At 67.7% G+C, this 22,566-nt stretch carries 19 protein-coding genes; 11 read left to right on the top strand and 8 right to left on the bottom strand.

Annotated features, from left to right (window positions below; translation table 11 throughout):
• Positions 1-32: 32 nt before the first annotated feature.
• From DTPSY_RS05400 to surE, 6 genes are all read right to left on the bottom strand, one after another.
• Positions 33-1,373 (bottom strand): pseudouridine synthase, encoded by a 1,341-nt coding sequence (locus DTPSY_RS05400; RefSeq protein ID WP_049760598.1) that lies wholly within the window; start codon positions 1,371-1,373, stop codon positions 33-35.
• Positions 1,370-2,074 (bottom strand): SMC-Scp complex subunit ScpB, encoded by a 705-nt coding sequence (scpB, locus tag DTPSY_RS05395; RefSeq protein WP_015912784.1) that lies wholly within the window; start codon positions 2,072-2,074, stop codon positions 1,370-1,372. The genes DTPSY_RS05400 and scpB overlap by 4 nt, the downstream gene beginning before the upstream one ends.
• Before the next feature lie 150 nt (positions 2,075-2,224).
• Positions 2,225-3,229 (bottom strand): RluA family pseudouridine synthase, encoded by a 1,005-nt coding sequence (locus tag DTPSY_RS05390; protein ID WP_015912783.1) that lies wholly within the window; start codon positions 3,227-3,229, stop codon positions 2,225-2,227.
• 14 nt (positions 3,230-3,243) lie between these two features.
• Positions 3,244-4,155, bottom strand: coding sequence for a peptidoglycan DD-metalloendopeptidase family protein (locus DTPSY_RS05385; RefSeq protein ID WP_015912782.1), 912 nt, complete (start codon positions 4,153-4,155; stop codon positions 3,244-3,246).
• Between the two features lie 11 nt (positions 4,156-4,166).
• Complete coding sequence (locus DTPSY_RS05380; RefSeq protein ID WP_015912781.1) at positions 4,167-4,937, bottom strand: protein-L-isoaspartate(D-aspartate) O-methyltransferase; 771 nt, start codon at positions 4,935-4,937, stop codon at positions 4,167-4,169.
• On the bottom strand, positions 4,937-5,719 hold the full coding sequence (gene surE, locus DTPSY_RS05375; protein ID WP_015912780.1) for a 5'/3'-nucleotidase SurE: 783 nt from the start codon (positions 5,717-5,719) through the stop codon (positions 4,937-4,939). Before surE ends, DTPSY_RS05380 begins: the two co-directional genes overlap by 1 nt.
• A gap of 136 nt (positions 5,720-5,855) precedes the next feature.
• On the opposite strand from surE, the gene DTPSY_RS05370 reads away from it, so the two are divergent.
• The 7 genes from DTPSY_RS05370 (at position 5,856) to DTPSY_RS05340 (ending at position 16,507) form a co-directional block, all read left to right on the top strand.
• Positions 5,856-6,830 (top strand): NADPH:quinone oxidoreductase family protein, encoded by a 975-nt coding sequence (locus DTPSY_RS05370; RefSeq protein ID WP_015912779.1) that lies wholly within the window; start codon positions 5,856-5,858, stop codon positions 6,828-6,830.
• A gap of 93 nt (positions 6,831-6,923) precedes the next feature.
• Positions 6,924-8,447 (top strand): GGDEF domain-containing protein, encoded by a 1,524-nt coding sequence (locus tag DTPSY_RS05365; RefSeq protein ID WP_015912778.1) that lies wholly within the window; start codon positions 6,924-6,926, stop codon positions 8,445-8,447.
• A 14-nt stretch (positions 8,448-8,461) separates the two neighbouring features.
• Positions 8,462-10,066, top strand: a complete 1,605-nt coding sequence (locus DTPSY_RS05360) for an alkaline phosphatase D family protein (protein WP_015912777.1) — start codon at positions 8,462-8,464, stop codon at positions 10,064-10,066.
• 69 nt (positions 10,067-10,135) lie between these two features.
• A complete protein-coding gene (mutS, locus tag DTPSY_RS05355) occupies positions 10,136-12,790 on the top strand; it encodes a DNA mismatch repair protein MutS (RefSeq protein WP_015912776.1) in 2,655 nt (884 codons plus the stop codon).
• A 166-nt stretch (positions 12,791-12,956) separates the two neighbouring features.
• Entirely contained in the window at positions 12,957-13,784 is an 828-nt protein-coding gene (locus DTPSY_RS05350; RefSeq protein ID WP_015912775.1) for a proteasome-type protease, read from the top strand.
• Between the two features lie 8 nt (positions 13,785-13,792).
• Positions 13,793-14,608 carry an alpha/beta fold hydrolase gene (locus DTPSY_RS05345; protein WP_015912774.1) on the top strand — a complete coding sequence of 272 codons (816 nt, stop codon included), beginning with the start codon at positions 13,793-13,795 and terminating at the stop codon, positions 14,606-14,608.
• Positions 14,609-14,716: 108 nt separating this feature from the next.
• Entirely contained in the window at positions 14,717-16,507 is a 1,791-nt protein-coding gene (locus DTPSY_RS05340) for a diguanylate cyclase (protein WP_015912773.1), read from the top strand.
• Between the two features lie 5 nt (positions 16,508-16,512).
• On the opposite strand, the gene DTPSY_RS05335 is transcribed toward DTPSY_RS05340, so the two are convergent.
• Entirely contained in the window at positions 16,513-17,337 is an 825-nt protein-coding gene (locus DTPSY_RS05335) for an undecaprenyl-diphosphate phosphatase (RefSeq protein ID WP_015912772.1), read from the bottom strand.
• Positions 17,338-17,569: 232 nt separating this feature from the next.
• On the opposite strand from DTPSY_RS05335, the gene DTPSY_RS05330 reads away from it, so the two are divergent.
• Genes DTPSY_RS05330 through DTPSY_RS05315 form a run of 4 tightly spaced genes read left to right on the top strand, consistent with a single transcriptional unit; the run spans position 17,570 to position 21,152 of the window.
• Positions 17,570-17,890: a 2TM domain-containing protein gene (locus tag DTPSY_RS05330; protein WP_015912771.1), complete on the top strand. Its 321-nt coding sequence runs from the start codon at positions 17,570-17,572 to the stop codon at positions 17,888-17,890.
• A 43-nt stretch (positions 17,891-17,933) separates the two neighbouring features.
• A complete protein-coding gene (locus DTPSY_RS05325; protein ID WP_015912770.1) occupies positions 17,934-19,040 on the top strand; it encodes a sensor histidine kinase in 1,107 nt (368 codons plus the stop codon).
• Positions 19,000-19,830, top strand: a complete 831-nt coding sequence (locus tag DTPSY_RS05320) for a LytR/AlgR family response regulator transcription factor (protein ID WP_015912769.1) — start codon at positions 19,000-19,002, stop codon at positions 19,828-19,830. The genes DTPSY_RS05325 and DTPSY_RS05320 overlap by 41 nt, the downstream gene beginning before the upstream one ends.
• 59 nt (positions 19,831-19,889) lie before the next feature.
• Entirely contained in the window at positions 19,890-21,152 is a 1,263-nt protein-coding gene (locus DTPSY_RS05315) for an MFS transporter (protein ID WP_015912768.1), read from the top strand.
• 87 nt (positions 21,153-21,239) lie between these two features.
• Here the strand turns inward: DTPSY_RS05315 and DTPSY_RS05310 are convergent, their stop codons facing one another.
• Positions 21,240-22,484 (bottom strand): FAD-dependent monooxygenase, encoded by a 1,245-nt coding sequence (locus tag DTPSY_RS05310; protein ID WP_015912767.1) that lies wholly within the window; start codon positions 22,482-22,484, stop codon positions 21,240-21,242.
• Between the last annotated feature and the right edge of the window lie 82 nt (positions 22,485-22,566).

Below are 22,566 nucleotides of genomic sequence, written 5' to 3'. Positions count from 1 at the left end.
CAAACCATCAATTTTAGCTTTACGCCAATCCCCTAACGGCCGCCGCGGCGCGGCCCGTTGTTGCGTTGCTGTTGGCGATGGCGCGAGAAACTGTCGGCCCCGATATAGCCAAGCGACGTCTTCATCGGGTCCGGCTGGGCATTCGGTGAGGGCGATCGCCCCGCACGCCCCCCTGTCTTGTCACGCCCACTGCCAGATGCCTTGCCGGGCCCCGCGGATCGACGATCGCCTTTGCGGCCGCCCCTGCCCTGGCCACTAGTGGGGCGCGCACCACCACCATCCAGCGTTGCCCCTGCCGCCTGCATCAGGGCACGAATGTCGCGCTCATCAAGCTCCAGCCACGCCCCGCGCTTGAGCCCGCGCGGCAGCATCATGGCCCCATAGCGAATCCGAATCAGCCGGCTCACCGCATGTCCTACCGCCTCGAACATACGGCGGACCTCGCGGTTACGGCCTTCAGAGATGGTGACCCGGTACCAACAGTTGGCGCCCTCGCCGCCGCCGTCTTCCACGGAGCCAAAGGAAGCCATGCCATCCTCCAGCGGCACGCCTTCCAGCAAGCGCTGCTTTTCCTCGGTGCTCAACGCACCCAGCACGCGGGCCGCATATTCACGCTCCAGCCCGAAGCGGGGGTGCATCAACTTGTTCGCAAGCTCCCCCGAACTGGTAAATAGCAACAAACCTTCGGTATTCAGGTCCAGACGCCCGACGGATTGCCATTTGCCCTGCTGCAGCCGGGGTAGTTTGCGAAACACCGTGGGGCGGTTTTGCGGATCGTCATGCGTAACCACTTCGCCCACCGGCTTGTGGTATGCAATCACGCGTACCGGCGGTGGTGCAATACGGAAGCGGATGGGTTTGCCGTTGACCTTTATCTGGTCCCCAAACTGCACGCGCTGTCCGATATGGGCCGGCTCGTTGTTGACGGAAATACGCCCTTCCAGGATGAGCTGCTCCATTTCCAGCCGAGACCCCATGCCCGCCTGGGCAAGCACCTTGTGAAGTTTGGGGGTTTCTGGCTGGGGAAGCAGCACCCGCTTGGCGGGGGCGAGCTCGGCGTTGGCTTCATCCTCGTCGAACTGACCCGACACCACGTCGGCAAACTGATAGCCATCGCCCTTCGGCGCGCGCTTGGCGGCATGGCCGCTGGGCTGTCGTGGCACCTCAACAGCTGCGCCTTGCTCATGCACTTCTTGCATCTTCACGTCCGATTGGGCACCGTCAGCGCTCAGTTGCGGCACTGCCACATTCTCCTGAAGCGCGCCTTCCGCAGACTTGCGCTTGCGGGGCCCGCGCGGCGCAGCAGCCTCCGATGCGGGCAAAGGCGAGTGACCCGCCATGGAGTCCGGATCCTTGTGAGATTCATCATTCATATGTCAATGTCCCGTGGCCCCTCTTCGGCACCACTGTGTGTCGCGCCCACTACCAGATCAGGGGCATCTTCAATATCTACTTCGTCTACGGCCGGCACCTGCACGCCGTCCTCAGGTACCCCTGCAGTGTCTTCGCTCTGCGGTGCCCCCTGAATGGCGCCCAGCGCTTCAAACATGCTGACCTGCACGCCGGGGTCTTCGAGCGTAGGCAGTTGATCCAGTGATTGCAGTCCTAAATCGTCCAGGAACTGCCGTGTGGTAGCAAACAACGCAGGCCGGCCCACTGTCTCGCGGTGGCCAATGACCTCCACCCAGCCGCGGTCCTCCAGTTGTTTGATGATGAGGCTGTTGACCGTCACCCCACGGATGTCTTCGATGTCCCCGCGGGTCACGGGCTGCCGGTACGCAATGATGGCCAGCGTCTCCAGCGTCGCTCGCGTGTAGCGGGGCGGCTTTTCAGGATGCAGCCGGTCCAGAAATTCACGCATCTCGGGCCGGCTCTGGAAACGCCAACCTGTGGCCACTTGTACCAACTCCACCCCTCGCAAGGCCCAGTCCTGCTGCAGTTCCAGCAGCAGCATCTTTACTGTATCGGAACCCAGCGCGTCATCGAACAATGTCCGCAAGTCACGGATCGATACAGGCTGCGGGGCACAGATCAACGCGGTTTCAAGAACCCGTTTGGCGTCCACCGAATTCATGGTCCAACAGTCCCTGGAAAGGCAGCCTCGCATCAAACGGGAGGCTGCGCCTTGGGTTGGAGATATTGCGGCGCAGAAAGCAGAGCGTGGCAATGCGCCTTCACGGGGCCGGTAGCTCGTGCTGACCGGCGGTTCACGGCAGAACAGCCGTCAGGGGCGATTGTAGCGCAGCCCCCAAAAATCCAGCGCCTGCGTCATGTCTTCCGGCAGCGGCGCGTGGAACTCCAGGGGAGCGCCAGTGACCGGGTGTACAAACGCCAGCCGGAATGCATGCAGCGCCTGTCGATGCATGGGCCCGGCCATCGCGCCGCCGTACAGTACATCTGCCACCAAGGGATGACGTATGGATGCCATATGCACGCGGATCTGGTGCGTTCGCCCCGTGTGCAGCGTGCAACGCACGAGGCACACCTCCTCGTTGGCATCTATCAGGTCGAAATCGGTGCGGGCTTCCTTGCCTGGATGCTGTGCTAAATCGACCACCGCCATCCGCAGGCGATTGCGCGGGTCACGACCGATCGGGGCATGCACCGATCGATGTGCGGCCCCCGTCCAGCCACCCCACCCCAGCGCCACATACTGGCGGCTGACCTCGCGCGCAGCGATCATGCGGACGAGTGCATCCATGGCCGACCGGCTGCGCGCAACGACCATGAGGCCACTGGTGTCCTTGTCCAGTCGATGGACGATGCCCGCACGCGGCACCTGCATCGCCTGCGCATCCCGGCCAAGCAAGGCGTTCAGCAACGTGCCGCTCCAATTGCCGGGCGCGGGATGCACCACCAGCCCCGCAGGCTTGTGAATCACGAGGATGTGCTCATCCTCATACACCACATCCAATGGCCATTGCTCGGGCCGAAAAGCCTGGCTCTGCTGCGTAGGGCGCATCTCGACCGCTATGCGGTCCCCGGCCTTGACCCTCGACGCGGGCTTCTGTACCTCCCGCCCATTCAGGCGTACGCAGCCCTGGAGCAGCAACTGCTGCAGATAACTGCGGGAAAACTCTGGGACCAGTTCCGCGAGTGCCTTGTCCAGCCGCTGAGCATGCTGCTCGGCGCCCACGACGACCTCCCGCAGTTCCGCCTCAAACTCGTCCGCCTGACTCCCACCTGTCTCTGCTGGATCAGCATCCTCCAGCCAGGACGCCTCTCCCATGGAAGCCGGCGCGCTCAACGGGAGGGGAGGTACCGGGCGGGGTCCACGGGCTTGCCCTGGCGCCGGATTTCGAAATGCAGTTTCACACGATCCGCGTCGGTGCTTCCCATCTCGGCAATCTTCTGGCCGCGGCGCACGTTCTGGTCTTCCTTCACCAGCAGCGTCTGGTTGTGCGCATAGGCCGTGAGATAAGTGTTGTTGTGTTTCAAGATCACCAGGTTGCCATAGCCGCGAAGCCCAGCACCGGCGTACACCACACGCCCATCGGCAGCGGCGAGCACCGGATCGCCTGCCTTGCCGCCGATGTCGTAGCCCTTGTTACGCACCTCGTCGAATCCCGCCAACAGGCTGCCCGACGAGGGCCAGATGAAGTTGACGTCATCCGTTGCAGCGGTAGCGGCCGGCGCGGTAGCCACCGCCGGCGCGCTGGGTGCCGCTGCCGGCGCCACCGCGGCCGGTGTAGACGCCGCCGATGCCGACGGCTTGGGTGCACTCGCAGCCGATGCTGCAGCCAAGGGCGAAGACGTGACGGGGCGGGTGACCACACCGGTGTCAGATGCCACCGCAGTCGCCGCAGCCGCAGCCGGGGGCACCACACGCAGCACCTGGCCCACCTCGATCAGGTTGGCGTTTTCCAGATTGTTCCAGCGCGCGATGTCTTTCCAACTTTGCCCGTTTTCCAGGCCAATGCGAATCAGCGTGTCGCCTGGCTTCACGGTGTAGTAGCCAGGCTTGCCCGCGTTTTCAGCACCAGGCAAGGGCTTGACCTCAGGCACGGCCCCGGCGGGCCCCGTCGTGCCGCTGCTCGCGGCAAAGGTGCCGCGATCTTCCACGGGAGCCCTGTTGATCGGGGTGCTGCACCCCGCCAGCAAACCGCCAGCCAGCACGGCAACTCCCCAAACCACAAGACTACGCGATACCAACATAAGCAAATCCTTCAGGCGATCCCCGATTTTAGGGGGACGAAATGCACGGCTTCCAGAATGCCCTGCTTCAAGCCTTGCGCAGTTTTATCAACGACCAGCAGCATCTGCTGGCCGTCGGCGCCCGCCAGTGGGGCGACCAGCCGGCCACCCACGGCAAGTTGCTCGCACCACGCGGCGGGAAGGCTATCGCCCCCCGCCGCGGCAATGATGCCCGCATAGGGCGCGCCGCTGGGGTAACCCAACATTCCGTCGCCCAGGATCAGGTGCACATTGGCCAGGCGCAGCGGGCGCAAGTGGTCTCGCGCCTTTTCATGCAACGCGCGCAAGCGTTCAACGGTATACACCTCGCGCGAGACGCGCGACAGCACCGCTGCCTGATAGCCGCAGCCAGTGCCGATCTCCAGCACCCGGCCCATTCCATTTCCGCGCGCGCACTCGGCCCCTAGCAACAATTCGATCATGCGTGCTACCACGCTGGGTTTGGAAATGGTCTGACCCAGTCCGATGGGCAGACTGGTGTCCTCATAGGCTTGGTTGGCCAAGGCGGTGTCGACAAAACGATGCCGCTCAATCATTCCCATGGCCTGAAGAACCGCCCCCGCCGAGATACCCGAGGCTGCGAGTCGCTGCACCATGCGTGCGCGCACGGCAGCGGAGTCCAGCCCTACGCCGTGCGGCGTGGGCGGCTGCACCTCGCGGCGCGCGCCTACCGGTGGCGCCGCGGTGGGTGCACCGGGTTGGCGCCAGTCGATCCGCGCAGGAAAACCTGGACGCCGCTGCATCAAGCCACCTCGCCGGACGCCTGCGCTGGTACGAGACGGGCCACCGTCTGCGCCCAATACCCCAGTCCGTCGTAATCGGTCAGGTCCACCTTCAATGGCGTGACGGATACATGGCCGTGCGCCGTGGCATGAAAATCGGTGCCCTCCGCCGCGTCCTTGGCGGCGCCAGCGCCACCGATCCAGTACATCAGTTCCCCACGCGGGCTCTGCTGCTCAATGACACGCTCTGCCGCATGGCGCCGGCCCAGGCGGCACATGCGCAAGGGCCGCAATGCGTCATACGGCATATTGGGAATGTTGACATTCAACAGCCAGGGGGCTTCGCCGACCAGGTTTTGGCGATCCATCTGCTGAACGATCTCGCGCGCCTTGCGCGCAGCCGACTCGATCTCGCCCCACCCCTTGTCCACCTGCGAAAAGGCGATGGACGGGATCCCAAAAAGATAGCCTTCCATCGCAGCACCCACCGTGCCGGAATAAATTGTGTCGTCGCCCATGTTGGCACCGTTGTTGATGCCGGAGACCACCAGATCGGGCCGGTAACCCAGCAGGCCCGTCAGCGCAATGTGCACACAATCGGCGGGCGTGCCATTGACATAGCGAAAGCCGTTGTGCGCGGTTTGCACATACAACGGCGAATGCAGCGTCAGGGCGTTCGACTTCGCGCTATTGTTGTGTTCGGGAGCCACCACTTCCACATCAGCAATGGTCTTAAGGGCGTCATGCAGCGCCACGATGCCAGGCGCCTGGTAGCCGTCGTCGTTGGAGATGAGGATTTTCATGGTCTGGAAGGCAGAACGGCTGGCATTGTAGGAGCGCGCACACACGCTGTCGCTGGTCACGCAAGGGACAACCCAGCCTCCGAGGCGGCCCCTATGATGCCCGCCCAACAGATTCGTAGCGACCAAGGAGACATTCATGCACGCCTGGCTCTGCACCAACCCCACCGGCGTCGAGGCCCTGGCCTGGACAGAACTGCCCGACCCGGCTCCCAAGGCGGGCGAGGTCCTCGTCGAGATCCGCGCGGCAAGCCTGAATTTTCCCGACCTGCTGATAGTGCAGAACAAGTACCAGATCAAACCACCCCTGCCTTTCGTGCCCGGCTCGGAGTTCGCGGGCGTCGTGCAGGCCGTGGGCGACGGCGTCACCCATCTGCAGGTGGGTCAAAACGTGGCCTGCCTCAGCGGCACGGGTGGCTTCGCCACGCACACCATCGCCCCGGCCGCACGCTGTATACCCCTGCCGGACGGCTTTGGCCATGTGGATGCGGCGGCATTCATCATGACCTATGCAACCTCCTACCACGCCCTGCTGGACCGGGGCCAGCTCCAGGCAGGCGAAACCGTGCTGGTGCTGGGCGCGGCCGGCGGCGTGGGCACTGCCGCGATTCAGATCGCCAAGGCCAAGGGAGCGCGCGTGATCGCAGCCGCCTCCACGGACGAAAAATGCGACGTGTGCCTGAAGCTGGGCGCCGATGCCGTGATCAATTACAGCGTGGAGGACCTGCGCGACGCCGCCAAGTCACTGACCGACGGGCGGGGACCGGACGTCATCTACGACCCGGTGGGCGGCGCACTGGCAGAGCCCGCATTTCGCTCCATCGCCTGGCGAGGCCGCTATCTGGTGGTCGGCTTCGCATCGGGCCCCATCCCTTCATTGCCGTTGAATCTGCCACTGCTCAAGGGTGCTTCTGTCGTCGGCGTGTTCTGGGGCGAATTCGCCAAGCGCGAGCCCCAGGCCAATGCTTCGATGATGGGCACCCTGCTCCAGTGGTATGCGCAGGGCAAGATCAGGCCCGCCATCGACCGAACCATGCCCATGTCACAGCTACCCGCCGCGTTTGCCCACATGGGCGCACGTGCGGTGATCGGCAAACTGGTTCTGGTCAACTGACACGATTTACACATGGCTTGACCCGGCCTGCTATCCAAGCGGGCTGCACTCTGTCACACTTTTGGCTGTTTGCATCTTCCTGCGTCCCTGCAGATGGCCTCCGCCAAATCCCCTTCTGAAATTGCCCGCGAGACGCTCAAGCTACTCGCCACGCGCCGGCTTCCTCCCACGCCCGACCACTACCAGGCCCTCTATGACGAAGTGGCCGGCACCACCAGCGCGCCGGCGTTTCCCAGCGCCCAGCTGCGGCAGATCTCGCGGGTGATCCCCGGCCAGACCCCGGCGCAGAAGCGGTTGCTGGGCCTGTTGGAAACCGCCATCACCCAGCAGGACTGGGGCGTTTTGCAAAACGTGTTGGTGGGATACGCCAACCTGGGACTCTCGCCCGTGGCTGCGCCCGAGCCCGCGAGCACCCGGATTGACCACCTGCCGCTGACACTGGCGCAGAATCTGGCGCGGCTGGTGGACAACACCCTGCCGGCGCTGGGCGAGGACGATGCCCGCGTGCATGAGCTGGCTGCGCAATTGAGCACCTTCCTGCGCGAGCCCGACCCACCCGTCTCCACCGCCGAGCTGATGCTCGGCAACTTCAGCTACCGCCTGTCTTTCGCGGCGGAAGACCAGGCCGCCATCCGGCTGAGCTTGCTCAGCCTGCTGCGCCTGGTGTTCGAGAACATTGCCGCCCTGAGCATGGACGACGAGTGGCTGCACGGCCAGGCCGAGGCGCTGCTTGCGGCCTCCACCCCGCCGCTCACGCTGCGCCGGCTGGACGACGTGCAGCGACGCCTCAAGGACGTCATCTTCAAGCAGACTGAGGCCAAGGAACGCACCGTTCACGCCCAGATGCAGATGCGCGAACTGCTGGCCACATTCATCGAGCGCCTGGCGCAGATGGATGAATCCAGCAGCGCCTACAACACCAAGATGGAGGATTGCGCCGAGCGCATCAGCCAGGCCACGCAACTGCAGGACATCATGCCGCTGCTGGAAGAAGTCATGGCCGCCACGCGCGCCATGGCGCTGAGCAGCCGGGTGACGCGCGGCGAACTGCAGGAACTACGCGAGCGCACCGAGGCCAAGCACGCCGAAATCGACCACCTGCGCCAGGAGCTGGACCGCGCGAGCGCCCAGGCGCGCCACGACCCGTTGACGGGCTCGCTCAACCGCAAGGGCTTTGCCGAGGCCATGGAGCGCGAGATCGCGCGTGCGCGCCGCCAGGACGCGCCGCTGTGCGTGGCGCTGCTGGACGTGGACAACTTCAAGTCCATCAATGACCGCCTGGGCCACACCGCCGGCGACGCGGCACTGGTGCATCTGGCGCAGGTCACCCGCGAGGTGATGCGACCGCAGGACCAGTTGGCGCGCTATGGCGGCGAGGAATTCGTCATCATCCTGCCCGACACCGAACTGGCGGAAGGCGTGAAGGCCATGGAGCGCCTGCAACGCGAGCTGACCACGCGCTACTTCCTCAAAGACCAGGAGCGGGTGCTCATCACCTTCAGCGCCGGTGTGGCCCAAGTGGAGGGCGAACAAGGCAGCGCCGACGCAATCCGCCGCGCCGACCAGGGCATGTACCTGGCCAAGCGCACCGGCAAAAACCGCGTGGTTGCTGCCTGACGCCTGGCCCCCTTGTGCGATGTCCCGTGCACCCGCCTTCGCTTGACATCTCGCGCCGCACACTGCTGCGTCAGGCCGCCTGGGCCGGCATGGCCACGCAACTGCCCCGCTGGGCCTGGGCCCAGGCCGCCGTGCGGCACGACCCCTTTGGCCTGGGTGTGGCCAGTGGCGACCCAGTACACGACGGCGTGGTCCTCTGGACCCGCGTGCTTCCGCCCGCGGACCTGGCCGGCGCCCACGCACCCTGGGCCGGCACCCTGACCGTACGCTGGGAACTGGCCGACGACGCGCAGTTTCGCCACATCGTGCAGCAAGGCACGGCGATGGCGCTGCCTGAACTGGGCCACAGCGTGCATGTGGAGGTGGCCGGCCTGCGCCCCGACCGCTGGTACCACTACCGCTTCATGCTGGGTGACGCCACCAGCCCCGTCGGCCGCACCCGCACCGCACCCGCACCGGATGCGCTGCCCGGGCGCCTGCGGCTGGTGTTCGCGTCCTGCCAGCGGTGGGAGCATGGCCATTACGCGGCCTGGCGGCATGCCTGCGCGGACCAGCCCGACCTGGTGCTGTTCCTGGGCGACTACATCTACGAATATCCCAGCCCGCAGGACGCCACGGGCCTGGCCCGCGTGCACGCGCTGCGCCTGCCTCGCAACCTGCAGGACTACCGTGACCGCTACGCCCTGCACAAGAGCGACCCCGCGCTGCAGGCTGCGCACGCCTGCGCCCCGTGGGCGGTGACCTGGGACGACCACGAGGTACAGAACGATTACGCCGCTGGCCAGGGCCGGGGCGAGCGCGCCGAATGGCTGCCGCTGCGCAGCGCCGCGTGGCAAGCCTTCTATGAACACATGCCGCTGCGCGCATCCACGCTGGCCGGCTCCGGCTTCCATCAATTGCAGATCCACCGCCGCCTGCACTGGGGGCGCCTGGCGCGGCTGCACATGCTGGACACACGCCAGTACCGCGACCTGCAGGCCTGCCGCACGCCGGGCAAGGGCGCGACCGGCGCGGTGCGGCCCGACGCCTGCCCCGAAATCCTGGACAGCCACCGCAGCTTCCTCGGCTGGGAACAGGAGCAGTGGCTACACGCGGGCCTGGCAGCCGATGCGCGCAACCAAGCTACGCGCTGGAGCGTACTGGCGCAGCAGACCCTGTTCTCGCCACGCCGCTATCCCTCGGGCCTACAGTCCACCGACAGCTGGGACGGCTACCCCGCCGCACGCGACCGCCTGCTGCAGGCGCTGGCACAGCACCCGCCTCGCAACACGGTGCTGCTGGGCGGAGACATCCACCAGAACTATGTTTGCAACGTGATGGCGCCACACGGGCCGCATGCCCACGGTGCGCCGCGCATCCTGGCCAGCGAGTTCTGCGGCACCTCGATCTCCTCGCGCGCCGGCACCACGCAGGAGAAGGTGGATGCCATCGCCCGCCACAACCCCCATGTACTGCTGGCCCGCTGTGAGGAGCGCGGCTACGGCCTGTGCGACATCACGCCCACGCGCTGGACCACCACGCTGCGCGCCCTGCGCGACCCGCTGGATGCCGGCAGCGCCGCGTACACTCTGGCCCGATTCGTGGTGGAAGACGGCCGCCCCGGCCCGCAGCCGGCCTAGGGCCCGCACCAATCCTGGCGCGTCGCGCGCCTTGCCACTTTCGTTCGCACCCAAGGAACACGCACGCAGATGACCGGGAAACCCGCGCCCACCCCGCGCCCCGACGAGGCCGACTTCTCGAACCACACGCCGATGATGGCGCAGTACCTGGCCCTGAAGGCGCAGCACCCCGACACGCTGCTGCTGTACCGCATGGGCGACTTCTACGAGCTTTTCTACGCCGATGCCGAGAAGGCCGCTCGCCTGCTGGACATCACACTCACCCAACGCGGCCAGTCGGCCGGCCAGCCGGTGACCATGGCGGGCGTGCCCTTCCATGCGCTGGAGAACTACCTGGGCCGCCTCATCAAGATGGGCGAGTCGGTCGCCATTGCCGAGCAGGTGGGCGAAGTGGGCGCCGCCAAGGGCCCCGTGGAGCGCAAGGTGGTGCGTGTGGTCACCCCCGGCACGCTCACCGATAGCGAACTGTTGTCCGACAAGAGCGAGTCCATGCTGCTGGCCGTGCACCAGGGCGCGCGTGCGCGCTGCGGCCTGGCGTGGCTCTCCGTCACCCAGGGTGTGGTGCAGCTGGCCGAATGTGCACAGGCCGACGTGGGCACCTGGCTCGCACGCATTGCCCCCAGCGAGGTGATCTACAGCGCGGGCATCACCCAGCGCTTTGAAGAACAACTGACCCAGTTGCGCCAGGGCGGCGTGTTCACCTGCCCCATGAGCCTGCGGCCCGACTGGCAGTTCGATGGTGCCCTGGGCGAGCGCAAGCTGCTGGAACACCTCGGCGCGGCCAGCCTGCAGGCCTGGAATGCCGAGGCCCTGCCCCACGCCCATGCCGCCGCCGCCGCGCTGCTGCAGTACGCCGAGCACACGCAAGGCCGCGCACTCACCCATGTGCACGGCGTGCGCGTACAGCAAAGCGACGAGCTGATCCACCTGCCCCTGGCCACGCGGCGCAACCTGGAGCTGGTGAAGACCCTGCGCGGCGAGGACGCGCCCACGCTGTTCTCGCTGCTGGACACCTGCATGACCGGCATGGGCAGCCGCCTGCTCAAGACCTGGCTGCTGGAGCCGCGCCGCGACCGCAGCGACGCGCGCCAGCGCCTGGCGGCCACGGCCGCGCTGCGCGGCGCCGGCAGCGGCCAGGGCCCGTGGCAGCTCCTGCGCAGCGAACTGCGCGGCGTGAGCGACGTGGAGCGCATCACCGCGCGCATCGCGCTGCGCCAGGTGCGCCCGCGCGAGCTGGTGGCGCTGTGCAAGACGCTACAAAAAGCAGAGCTGCTCGCGCTCAACAGTCAAGCGCCAGAGCCGTTTTTGGCCCAAATCTTCAGCCACCTGCAGCCCCCCGTCGACTGCGCGGCGCTGCTGCGTGCCGCCATCCTGGAGGAACCCGCCGCCCTGGTGCGCGACGGCGGCGTGATCGCGCCGGGCTTCGATGCCGAGCTGGACGAGCTGCGCGGCATCCAGAACAACTGCGACGACTTCCTGCTCGATCTGGAGACGCGCGAGAAGGCACGCACCGGCATCCCCAACCTGCGTGTGCAGTTCAACAAGGTGCATGGCTTCTACATCGAGGTCACCAGCAGCCACGCTGACAAGGTGCCCGAGGACTACCGCCGCCGCCAGACACTGAAGAACGCCGAGCGCTTCATCACGCCCGAGCTGAAGACCTTCGAGGACAAGGCACTGTCGGCCCAGGAACGCGGCCTCGCACGCGAGAAGTGGCTGTACGAGCAGGTGCTGGACCAGCTGCAGCCGCATGTGCCCCAGCTCACGCGGCTGGCGCAGGCGCTGGCCACGCTGGACGTGCTGTGCACGCTGGCCGAGCGCTCGCTCACGCTCAACTGGTGCGCACCGCAATTCGTCAACGAGCCCTGCATCGACATCGAGGCGGGCCGCCACCCCGTGGTGGAGGCCCGGCTGGCCGAAACATCAAGCGGCGCCTTCATCCCCAACCACACGCGCCTGCACGCCAACGCGCGCATGCAGATCATCACCGGCCCCAACATGGGCGGTAAGTCCACCTACATGCGGCAGGTCGCCCTGATCGTGCTGCTGGCGAGCATGGGCAGCCACGTGCCGGCCGCGGCCTGCCGGCTGGGTCCCATCGACGCGATCCACACCCGCATCGGCGCGGCCGACGATCTGGCCAATGCCCAGTCCACCTTCATGTTGGAGATGACCGAGGCGGCGCAGATCCTGCACGCCGCCACGCCGCACAGCCTGGTGCTGATGGACGAGATCGGCCGCGGCACCAGCACCTTCGACGGGTTGGCGCTGGCCAGCGGCATCGCCACCCATCTGCATGACAAGACCCGCGCGTTCACGCTGTTCGCCACGCATTACTTCGAGCTGACCGAACTGGCGGCGCGCCACCCGCACGCGGTGAACGTGCACGTGGGCGCCACCGAGTCCGGCCACGATATCGTCTTCCTGCACGAGATCCAGCCTGGCCCCGCCAGCCGCAGCTACGGCATCCAGGTGGCGAAGCTGGCGGGGGTGCCCGCCGCCGTGCTGCACCACGCGCGCCACACGCTCGCCGCACTGGAAGAACGCGCGGGCGAGGATGAGCTGCAGGTGGACCTGTTCGCTCCGCCGCCCGCGCCCGAGGTGGCGACCGTGAGCCCCGTGGAGTCCGCCCTGGCGCAGATCCACCCGGACCAGCTGTCGCCCCGCGAGGCGCTGGACGCGCTCTACCAGCTCAAGCGGCTGAGCACGCCCGGTTTTGAATAAAATAAGGCTCTATCGCTTACCAGTAAAGCGCTAGCAGCTATGTTTATGGTAGCAAACAAAACCTCATGAGCATGCCCGCCCTGCGCCCGCCGCAGCGCCGCAGCCGCGACACGGCCGCCCGGCAAAGCGCCCTACACTCGCCCTCTTCGCCTTCACTGCCCATCCCATGACGTACTGCGTCGCCATCAAGCTCAACGCCGGCCTGGTGTTCCTGTCCGACTCGCGCACCAACGCCGGGCTGGACCAGATCAGTTCCTTTCGCAAGATGATGGTCTACGAGCAGGCTGGTGACCGCTTCATGGTGCTGCTGTCGGCCGGCAACCTGAGCATCTCGCAGTCGGTGCGCGAAATCCTGCAGGTCGAGCAGATCCAGGAGCCCGGCGACAGCACGCCCATCACGCTGTGGAACGCCACCAGCATGTTCGACGTGGCGCGCGTGCTGGGCGCGGCGGTGCGTCGCGTGTACGAGCGCGACGGCGCCGCACTGCAGCGCGCGGGGGTGGACTTCAACGTCTCCCTGCTGCTGGGCGGCCAAATCAAGGGCGAGGGCATGCGCCTGTTCCAGGTGTATTCGGCAGGCAACTTCATCGAGGCCACGGCCGAGACGCCGTACTTCCAGGTGGGCGAGTCCAAGTACGGCAAGCCCGTGCTGGACCGCGTGATCACGCCCCACACGCCGCTGAGCGAGGCGGCCAAGTGCGCGCTGGTGTCCATGGACAGCACGCTCAAGTCCAACCTCTCGGTCGGCCTGCCGCTGGACCTCGTGGTGTACGAGGAGGGGCGCCTCGCCACCGACAAGATCGTGTGCATCGACGAGCACAACCCCTACTTCCGCATGCTGCACGACAGCTGGGGCGAGAAGCTGCGCCAGGTGTTCGACAGCATCGAGGACCCGGCATGGAACGGCGGCGTGACCGAAGTGCCCATCCGCGTGGAGCCCCTGCGCAGCCGGCCCATCAAGAAGATCACCACACCGCGCGACAAGCTCGTGTGAACCGTTCCATGGCCTGCATCGTTTTCTCCCACGCCAACAGTTTCCCCGCCGGCACCTACCGCGTGCTGTTCGATGAACTGCGCGAGCGCGGCTTTCGCGTCAGCGCCATCGAACGCTATGGCCATGACGAGAAATACCCCGTCAGCAACAACTGGCCCCACCTGGTGCAGCACCTGGCGGACTTTGCCGCCGAGCAGCAGCAACGCAGCGGCGAACAGGCCTTCCTGGTGGGCCATTCGCTCGGGGGCTTCCTGAGCGTGATGGCTGCAGCGCGCCACCCCGAGCTGGCACGGGGCGTGGTGCTGATCGACTCGCCCCTCATCGGCGGCTGGCGCGCCAGTGCCCTGGGGGTGGCCAAGCAGACGCAAGTGGTGGGCGCCGTCTCGCCCGGACGCGTGAGCCGCGCGCGGCGCAACAGCTGGGCCAGCACTGAAGAGGCGCTGGAGCACTTTCGCCGCAAGAAGGCCTTCGCCCACTGGGACCCGCGCGTGCTGCGGGACTACGTGACACACGGCCTGCAGGACCAGGACGGCAAGCGCGTGCTGGCCTTTGACCGCGCGGTGGAAACCCAGATCTACAACACCCTGCCCCACAACCTGGCCCGGCTGCTGCACGCGCATCCGCTGCGCTGCCCGGCCGCCTTCATCGGCGGGCGCGATTCCGCCGAGATGCGCCAGGTGGGCATGGCGATGACCCAGCGCATCACCCAGGGCCGCGTGACGATGCTGGACGGCAGTCACCTCTTTCCCATGGAGCAGCCCCGCGCCACGGCCGCGGCGATCGAAGCCGCGCTGCTGAACCTGGCCCACATCGCGGATTCCTGACACGCGCAGTCCGCAACAGCCCGCGGCAGCCCGCGGCGACTTGCCCTCTATCCGCTCACACCGCAGTCGTTACGCGGTGATACATTTGAACCTCCTGCGGAGGGTGCGATGCGGCTTTTGCTGTTGCTCTGGTGCGGAATCTTGCCTGGCGGCGTGCGGCTGCGCGCGGTGCTGGGCGGAATGCTGTGCCTGCTCGGCGCGCTGCACCCCGGCCCGGCACAGGCCTGCAGAGCCACGGTGCTGGAGCCGGGCAGAGGCCCGGTGGATCTGTGGGCCCACCTGTGCATGCGCTCTGACCCCACGCTGGCACGCACGGTGCAGGAGATGCTGGCCACGCCCACGGCGTTCGCGGCACCTGCGACGCGCGGCGGTTCACTGGGCGTGCGCCCGGATGCCGTGTGGCTGAAGGCGACACTGGTCCCCCAGGCGCGCGCAGGGCCCTGGGTTATCAATGTGGACTTCCCGCTGCTGAACGAACTCGACGTCTATCTGGTGGCGGACGGCGAGGTGCTGCAGCATCACGCCCTGGGCAACCTGCAGCAGCCCAGCCCCCACGCGCTGGATTGGCGCACCCCCGCGGTGGTTCTGGCGCTGGAGCACGAACGCACTTACGAGCTGCTGGTGCGCGTGCGCACGCTGGGCGGAATGATTGTCCCGCTGCGCATCGGCACCTGGCGAGACATGGCTGCGCCCATGCTGCGCGAGCAGATGCTGCAGGGCCTGTTCGTGGGCCTGGCGCTGTGCCTGTTCATCTACGGTCTGCTGCAGGCCGTTGCGCTACGAGAAAAGGTGTTCGCCTACTACGCGCTGCTGGTGCTGGGCAGCGCGGGGTTTTCCATCCACTTCTTTGGCATCGGCAGCCTGTTCATCTGGGGGCACCACCCCTGGATGCAGCAGCACGCCGGCCCGCTGTTCGTCTGCATTGCGGTGATCGGCGCCTTCCTGTTCATGGGGCACTCGCTGGCGCGCGACAACCGGCCCGGTCGATTTCTGCGCACCATGCAGGGAGGAGCCGCGCTGTCCGTCCTGCTCTGCGCCGCGTTCCTGTCAAACGTTTTGAACACGCCCGCGACCCTCGCCACGCTGGCACTTCTGGGGCCGCTGCCGGCGTTGGTCAGCCTGCCCGTGGCCGCGCGGCGCATGCACGAGAACGACCCCGTGGGGCACACGCTGCTGCTCGCATGGCCGGCCTATATCGGCACTGCCGTCGCGCTCGCTCTGCTGGTGCATGGGGTGCTCCCCGCCCGGTTCTGGCCCATGCACCTCTTCCAGATCGCAGCCGTGGTCAACATGCTGCTGTTCATGCGCATGCTGGGCCTGCGCCACGCACGCCTGCGTGACGCAGTGCAAGACGCCAGCCGGGAGCGCGACGCGCTCATGTCGCTGGCCCGCACCGACCCCCTCACCGGCCTGCCCAACCGGCGCGGCCTGGACGCAGCCCTGGGCGCCGCGCTGCCCCACGCACAAGCCGACCGGCTGCTGGCCGTATTTATGCTGGACCTGGACGGCTTCAAACCCGTCAACGATCAGCATGGGCACGCCGTGGGCGACCGGCTGCTGGTGGCCGTGGCGCAGCGGCTGCGCGCCCAGTTGCGCCACGCCGACCTGATCGCACGGGTGGGCGGGGACGAATTCGTCGTCATGGCGCAGCAGCTGCCCAGCGTGATGCAGGCGCACGATCTCGGGATCGCACTGCTGGAATCCTTCCTGAAGCCGTTTTACGTGCAGGGCGTCGAGATCCGCGTGGGGTTGACGATCGGCTACGCACTCGCGCCCGACGACGCCTGCGACGCCTGCACCCTCATCCGCCTGGCGGACGCCGCCATGTACAGCGGCAAGCAGCAGGGCAAGTTCTGCGTGCGCCGCAACAAGGGCGACCTGGCGCTGGCGTCGTCCTGACGCGGCTATTCGGCCCAGGTCACCAGGCCGCTCCATGCCGTGACCAGCACCACCAGGCCAAACGCGATGCGATACCAGGCGAACGGCACGAAGCTGTGCGAGCTGATGTAGCGCAGCAGCCAGCGCACGCACAGCCAGGCGCTGATGAACGAAAACACCAGTCCCACGGCAAACAGCGGAATGTCGGCCGCCGACAGCAGCGCGCGCTCCTTGTAGAGGCTGTAGACGCCTGCGCCGATCAGCGTGGGGATGGCGAGAAAGAACGAATAGTCGGTGGCCGCCTTGCGCGACAGCCCCAGCAGCATGCCGCCGATGATGGTGGCACCGCTGCGGCTGGTGCCGGGCACCATGGCCAGGCACTGCACCAGGCCAACCTTCAGCGCGTCCAGCGGCGTCATGTCGTCCACGGCATGGATGCGCACGGCGGCCTGCTGGCGCCGCTCGGCCCAGAGGATGACGAAGCCGCCCAGGATGAAGGTGCTAGCCACCACCACCGGCGTGAACAGATGCGCCTTGATGGCCTTGCCCAGCAACAGACCCAGCAGCACGGCCGGAAGAAAGCCGATCAGCACGTTTAAGGCGAAACGACGCGCCTGCCGCTCGGTGGGCAGCGCCACCAGCGTCGCGCGGATGCGCTGCCAATAGACCAGAATGACCGCGAAAATGGCGCCGGTCTGGATGGCGATGTCGAAGACCTTGGCCTTGGCATCGTCAAACCCGAGCAGCGACCCGGCCAGGATCAGGTGGCCGGTGGAAGAGATGGGGAGGAATTCGGTCAGCCCTTCGACCACGCCCATGATGGCGGCCTTGAGCAGCAAGAGAGTGTCCACGCAAGCGTCCTGACAGCGAAAAAGCAAAGCGCGGATTATCAGCCCCGTGCGGCGTGACACGGGTGTCACGCCCTGTGTCCTGCCGGGCCATACGCCAGAACGGCTCCGCTCGCGCCCGCCAGGCAACCGCCCGCGCCACGCGGCTGCCGTTCGTCGCAATGCACTGTTTGGTGGGCCCCCTCTCCTTGCACAGTACGGCAACGGGGTGCAGTACCCCGTCTGGAGACGCGCCATGCATCACTCTCTTCATTCCCCGAACCACCCGGATACCCTCGACCGCCTGGCCCGGCGGCGCGCGGGTGCCAAGCTGGGCTGGCTGTTGCACGCGGGCGTCTACCTCACCGTTCAGCTGGCGCTGGCGGGCCTGGCGCTGATGCAGGGGCGGACTTGGACGCCCTACCCCGCTCTCGGTTGGGGTCTGGGCCTGCTGCTGCATGGGGCGGTCGTGTGGCTGGCCCTGCCCGGAGCCCACTGGCGCGAAGCGCTTGTCGCACGCGAGCGGGCGGCGCTGGCACGCGAGCGCAGCGGCCACAACGACTCGGCACCGCAATGACGGGCCGGCCCTGCAGCACAATGGCTCGTACCCCGCCTGTTCCATGAGCGTCAACCACCCCATCGCCTTCCTCTGCCGGCTGCTGACCACGGCGGCGTTCTGCTGCCTGGTGGCGCTGGGCGTCACACTGGCGAGATCCACGCCCTGGGATGCGAACCTGGTGTATTCGCTCACCATCGGCCTGGTGAGCTGGTTCACGGTGGACCTGGGGCGCATGGCGCTCACACGCCACAGCGCCATTCCGTGGCCGCGGCGGCCATGGGGAGCGGTACTCATCTTTGCGGGCACGGCCATGGGCTTTGTCTCCGGCTCGGTGGTGGGACACCTGTACAACGGCGGCGCACTGGGCGACCTGGCCTGGCTGCGCGGGCACGAGGCCGTGTCCACCCTGGTCGTCACCATCGCTGCCAGCGCATCCATCTCGTTTTTCTTCCACAGCCGTGGCAAGGCGCGCTTTCTGCAGGCGCGCGTGGCCCAGGTACAGCGTGACGCGGCCGAGGCACGCCTGAAGCTGCTGGAAACGCAGCTGGAGCCGCACATGATGTTCAACACCCTGGCCAACCTGCGCGTGCTGGTGGCCACGGATCCGCCGCGCGCCGAGGAGATGCTGGACCACTTCATCGCCTACCTGCGCGCCACCCTGGGCGCATCGCGCGCCGCGCTGCACCCACTGGCCGACGAGTTCGCGCGGCTGCAGGACTACCTGGCCCTCATGGCCGTGCGCATGGGCCCGCGCCTGGACTACACCCTGGAACTGCCCGAGGCTTTGCGCAACGTGCCCGTCCCGCCCCTGCTGCTGCAGCCGCTGGTAGAGAACGCCATCCGCCACGGCCTGGAGCCACAGGTGCAGGGTGGGCACATCCACGTACAGGCCGCGCTGCTGCAGGGCGGCACCCCGGCGGCGCGCGTGCAGCTGGCCGTGCGTGACACCGGCGCGGGCCTGCACGACACACCACCCACGGGCACCGCGGGCACGACCACCGCGCGCTTTGGCCTGCAGCAGGTGCGCGAGCGCCTCGCCACTCTGTACGGCGACGCTGGCACTCTCGAATTGATAGCTGCTAGCGCACAGGGCACGGCCTGCATCATCACTTTTCCCTTGAAGCACCATGCACTCGACGTTCCCCCGAGCCCTGATTGCCGAGGATGAGCCGCTGCTGGCCGCGGCCCTGCGCCATGAGCTGCAGCAAGCCTGGCCCGCGCTGGAGGTCGCTGCGAGCGTGGGCGACGGTCTGAGCGCCGTGCGTGAGGCGCTGGCGCTGCGCCCCGACGTACTGCTGCTGGACATCCGCATGCCCGGCCAGAGCGGCCTGGAGGCGGCAGCAGAGCTGGCCGATGCCTGGCCCGATTCCGCAGCCTTTCCCGCGCTGGTCTTCGTCACCGCCTACGACCAATACGCCGTACAGGCCTTTGAAGCCCAGGCGGTGGGCTACCTCCTCAAACCCGTGCAGCCCGCGCGGCTGCGCCAGACGGTGCAGCGGCTGCAGCAACTGCTGGCACAGCGCGGCGCCCCTGGCGCGCTGCCGGCGCTGGAGCAAGCGCTGACCCAGTTGCGCGCTTTGGCGCAGGCCCCAGGGCTGGGCGGATCGGTGCGGCCCCCAGCGGGCGGCGGCGCGCCACTGCGCATGATCCAGGCCAGCAGCGGCACGCAGATCCACCTCGTGCCTGTGCAGGAGGTCGTGTACTTTGAGGCGGCCGACAAGTACGTGCGTGTGCTCACCGCCGAGCGTGAATACCTGATCCGCACGCCACTCAAGGAACTGGCCGGGCAGCTCGATCCGGCCGACTTCTGGCAGGTGCACCGGGGCACGCTGGTGCGTGCCGCCGCCATCGCCAGTGCCGTGCGCGACGAAGCGGGCCGGATGCATCTGCAGCTGCGGGGCCGGCCTGAGCGGCTGGCGGTGAGCCGGCTGTATGCGCCGCTGTTCAAGGCCATGTAAGCGCGGGCCGGTGCGCACGCGCCTGCACGCGCGCCGCGTCCGGTGTAGCCTCGGGCCCCATGCCCAACGCCCCCTCCGCCGCGCCGCTTCCACCCGCCCCCATCGCCATGGCGCCGCGCGCCGCCCTGCTGATGCTGGTGGCGCTGACCTCGGGCTTCGCGTTGAGCTCGGCCTTTCGCACCGTGGCCGCCATCATGGCCGCGCCGCTGCAGGCGGACTTCGGGCTGTCGCCGCAAGCGCTGGGGGTGTTCGCGGGCACCTTCCATTTCGCCTTTGGCGCCATGCAACTCTTCATGGGCATCGGCATCGACCTGTATGGCGTGCGCCGCACGATCCTGGCGGCGTTTCCGCTGTGTATCGCGGGGGCGCTGCTGTCGGCGCTGGCGCCGGGCTACGGCGCGCTGCTGCTGGGCCAGGCGCTGATCGGCGTGGGCTGCGCGCCGGCCTTCCTGGTGTGCACGGTGTTCATTGCACGGCATTTCGCGCCGCAGCGCTTCGCGGCGATGTCGGGCATGGCGATGGCGCTGGGTACGCTGGGCATGCTGTTCACCGGCACGCCGCTGGCCTGGCTGGTGCAGCAGTGGTCCTGGCGCGCGGGCTTCGTGGTGCTGGCGGCGCTGGCGCTGGCGGCTTGGCTGTGGATCTGGCGCAGCGTGCATGAGCCCGTCGCCGCGCCGGCGCAGCAGGAGGCCCCGCGCGAGTCCGTGCGCGAGGCGGTGCTGCGCTTCGCCGCGCTGTTCACCGTGCCGCACACCTGGGGCATCGTGGTGCTGGGCGCGGTGACCTATGCGGCGCTCATCTCCCTGCGCGGCCTGTGGCTGGGGCCCATGCTGATCGAGCGCCACGGTTTCTCGCTGGTGCAAAGCGGCAACGTGGCGCTGGCCCTGTCGGTGGTGGCGCTGTGCGGGCCGATGCTGTTCGGCCGCATCGACCCCGGCCCCGCCCGGCGCCGCCGCTGGATCGTGACCTGCACCCTGGCCATGGCGGTCCTGTTCGCGGCCATGGTGCTGCCGCACTCCGCCCTGCTGGACGTGGCCTGCATGCTGGCCGTGGGGCTGCTGTCGGGCTTCATCGTGCTGCAGTACGCAGACGTGCGCGCGGCCTACCCGGCGGCGCTCACCGGGCGGGCCATGGCGGTGTTCACCATGGCCATGTTCCTGGGTGTGGCGGCCATGCAGTGGCTCACGGGGCTGGTGGCGTCCCTTGCCAAGCGCGGGGGGACGGACCCTTACCTGGCAGTGATGGCCAGCATCGCCGTGCTGCTCGCGTTGGCGGCGCTGGCGTTTCGGCTGCTGCCGCATCCGCCGCAGGGTGAAAGATAGCAGTCAAATCTGCCGCTATCGCTTACGGTACAAGCGCAAACAGCTATTAATTAAATAGCATCAGGTGCGAACTGCCCCAGCGCACGTTCATAGCGAGCTGGCGCTGGAGCCGTCGCCCCGGTAGAGCCAGGGCACGTCCAGCAGCCGCTCTCCCAGCAGCCGCAACGCCGTGTCGCGCCCCCAGCGCACGAGGCCCGTGGCATGGAAGATGCGCCCGTTGCGCCGCGAGCGCTCCTGCACGCGCGCGTTGCGCTGCCAGCGGTTGAGCGCGTAACGGCGCAGGCGCAGCGGTACTTCCAGGTCGTGCATGGCCAGGGCGCGCTGCAGCTCGGCCGCGTCCTCGATGGCCATGCCGGCGCCTTGCGCCAGGTAGGGCCGCATGGGGTGCGCCGCGTCGCCCAGCAACGCCACCAAGCCCTGCGCCATCTCTTGCGGGCCGGCGACGGGCGGGCGGTCCAGCAGCGGCCACAGGCGCCAGCCGCTGCCCGCCTGCGGCACGGCGCGAATCAAGTCCTGCAGCGGCGTGCAGGTGTGGGCCAGCGCGGCCTCCAGATCGGCCGCGTTGGCGCCATGGTCCCAGGAATCGAGGTCGGCCGGCGGCTGCCCGTGGCGGATGGCCACCACGTTCAGCAATTCGCCACGGCGCAGCGGGTACTGCACCACGTGCAGGCGCGGCCCCAGCCAGGCGGTCACCTGCTGGCTGCGCAGCGCCTGGGGCAGCGCGTCCTGGCGCACCACGGCGCGGTAGGCCAGGTGGCCGGAGACTCGCGTGGGCGTCTCACCCAGCAAACGCATGCGCGTGCCGCTGCGCAGGCCGTCGGCGCCGATGAGCGCATCGCCTTCGATCAGCAGATCTTGCGCACCGCCCTCGCTGTCGCTTCCCGGGCCGTGGCGCGTTACGCGCACGGTGACCACGCCACCGTCTTGCGCATGGTGCACGATGGAATGGCCCAGGTTCAGGTGCACACCAGTGCGCTCGCGCAATGCATCGAGCAGCAGGCCGTGCAGGTCCGCACGGTGGATGGTGGCGTAGGCGGCGCCGTAGCGCTCGATGGCGGTGTTGCCCAGGCGCAGCGCCGCCAACTCAGCGCCGGTGAGCGCACTGCGCACCTGCAGACGCTCGGGGAAGGCGGCCACGGCCTGCAGCGCGCTCTGCAGGCCCCAGGCCTGCAGCCGGCGCACCACGTTCGGGCCGATCTGCACGCCGGCGCCCAACTCGGTGAACTCCGCGGCACGCTCGAAGAGGCGCACTTCCCACCCGGCACGCGAGCTACCCAGGGCGGCAGCCAATCCTCCGATGCCACCGCCTGCGATTAAGACTTGTTTCTGCATGGACCGATTGTCCGCCCACCGGCAGCCACCCTGCTATCAGCGGTGCACCAGGCATGGCGCAATCCCACGGCGCGCAGACCAG

The sequence above is a fragment of the [Acidovorax] ebreus TPSY genome (assembly GCF_000022305.1).
GTDB lineage: Bacteria > Pseudomonadota > Gammaproteobacteria > Burkholderiales > Burkholderiaceae_C > Diaphorobacter > Diaphorobacter nitroreducens.
The sequence above is the reverse complement of the archived record's forward strand: the minus strand, read 5'-3'. Positions and strand labels throughout refer to the sequence as shown.